Source organism: Streptosporangiales bacterium (genome assembly GCA_009379955.1).
Lineage (GTDB): Bacteria > Actinomycetota > Actinomycetes > Streptosporangiales > WHST01 > WHST01.
In genome coordinates this window covers 1-1799 of sequence record WHST01000225.1, presented here as the reverse complement: position 1 = coordinate 1799, position 1799 = coordinate 1, and the positions used below count along the sequence as shown (strand labels likewise).

General features: G+C 74.0%; 1 protein-coding gene. It reads left to right on the top strand.

From position 1 onward, the window contains the following. Positions 1–204: 204 nt before the first annotated feature. The gene (locus GEV10_32040; GenBank protein ID MQA83032.1) at positions 205–1665 is read left to right on the top strand and encodes a DUF1116 domain-containing protein; all 1461 of its coding nucleotides are present in this window, start codon (positions 205–207) and stop codon (positions 1663–1665) included. The last annotated feature ends 134 nt before the right edge of the window (positions 1666–1799 follow it).

The following is a 1799-nucleotide window of genomic DNA, read 5'->3' as shown; positions in this document are numbered from 1 at the left end:
CGTGAAGGGCACCCCCACCGCGCCCGGCCACCGTGAAGGGCACCCCCACCGCGCCCGGCCACCGTGAAGGGCACCCCCACCGCGCCCGGCCACCGTGAAGGGCACCCCCACCGCGCCCGACCACCGTGAAGGGCACCCCCACCGCGCCCGGCCACCCGTGAGGGGCACCCTCACGGGTTGCGGCCACGGAGTAGCGTGCGCGACATGGACGACGGGGACGGGCCGGGGCCGCTGGGCGGGCTGCTCGACGGCACGCCCACGGTGGCCACCGCGGGCGTCGACCTGCTCGCCGAGTCGCTGGAGCGGCAGAGCGTCACCGTCGCGCGGGTCGACTGGCGGCCGCCGCTGTCCGGCACCGACGCGGACGCGCTCGCTCGCGTCGTCGCCGACCCTCGGCGCGAGGCGGCGAACGCGACCGCCGTCGCGCGGATGCTCGCCGCCGGGGCCGAGCTCGTCGACGTCCTGCCGGCGCACGAGGCGCTCGGGCTGACCCGCGGACAGCTCTGCCACGCGGGGCCGCCGATCACCTGGGACCGCGCGTCGGGACCGATGCGCGGCGCACTCGTCGGCGCGCTGCTGTTCGAGGGCATGGCCGCGGACGCCGACGAGGCCGAGCGCATGCTCGCCGCCGGCGAGGGCTACGACCTCAGGCCGTGCCACTCCCTCGGCGCCGTCGGGCCCATGGCGGGTGTCGTCTCGCCGTCCATGTGGGGGTTCCTCCTGCGCGATCCGGTCCACGGCGGCACCGCGTACTGCACGCTCAACGAGGGCCTCGGCAAGGTGCTGCGCTACGGCGCGTACGGTCCCGAGGTCGTCGACCGGCTGCGTTGGATGTCGCGCGTGCTCGGACCGTTGCTGCAGGTCGCAGTGCGTCGCAGGAACGACCGCGAGGGACCGGTCGACATCCGCGCGATCGTCGCGCAGATGCTGCACATGGGCGACGAGGGGCACAACCGCAACCGCGCCGGCACCATGATGCTCGTCCGCGAGCTCGTCCCCGAGCTGCTCGACGCGGCCGGGTGGGGCGACCTGCCGGACGGCCTCGCACTCGCCGACGTCGCCGAGGTGGTCAGGTTCGCCAACGGCAACGACCACTTCTTCCTCAACCTCGTGATGCCCGCCTGCAAGCTCGCCCTCGACGCCGCCCGCGACGTCGCGGGCTCGTCCCTGGTCGTCGCGATGGCGCGCAACGGCACCGACTTCGGCATCCAGGTGTCGGGCACCGGCGACGAGTGGTTCACCGGGCCTGCCGAGGTGCCCGACGGGCTCTACCTCGCGGCGTACGGACCCGACGACGCGAACCCCGACATCGGCGACTCGGCGATCACCGAGACCGCGGGCCTCGGCGGCTTCGCGATGGCCGCCGCTCCCGCGATCGTGCGGTTCGTCGGCGGATCGGCCGACGACGCACTTCGTGCCACCAGGTCGATGTACGAGATCACCCTGGCGGAGCACCCGATGTTCCAGGTGCCCGTGCTCGGCTTCCGCGGCACGCCGGCGGGCATCGACGTCGTGTCGGTCGTCCGTACCGGCGTGCTGCCGAGCATCAACACCGGCATCGCCGGCCGCGTGCCAGGCACCGGGCAGGTCGGCGCCGGTCTCGTGCACCCGCCCGCGGACTGCTTCACCCGGGCGCTGTCCGCCCTGGCCGGGTCGACCCCCTAGTAGTACTTTGTTATGTCGAGTCTGCGGGGGTGGGTGGGCGTGGCAGGACGGGTTGCAGGCAGAGACGGCAAGCGCCGGTCCAGACGCCGAGTAGGGCCTGGAGTTCGCGGAGGACGGCGTAAAGAGTCAGGCCG

Excerpts from the sequence above, each read along its gene's own strand:
- GEV10_32040 (MQA83032.1), top strand. The coding sequence starts at position 205 with ATGGACGACGGGGACGGGCCGGGGCCGCTGGGCGGGCTGCTCGACGGC.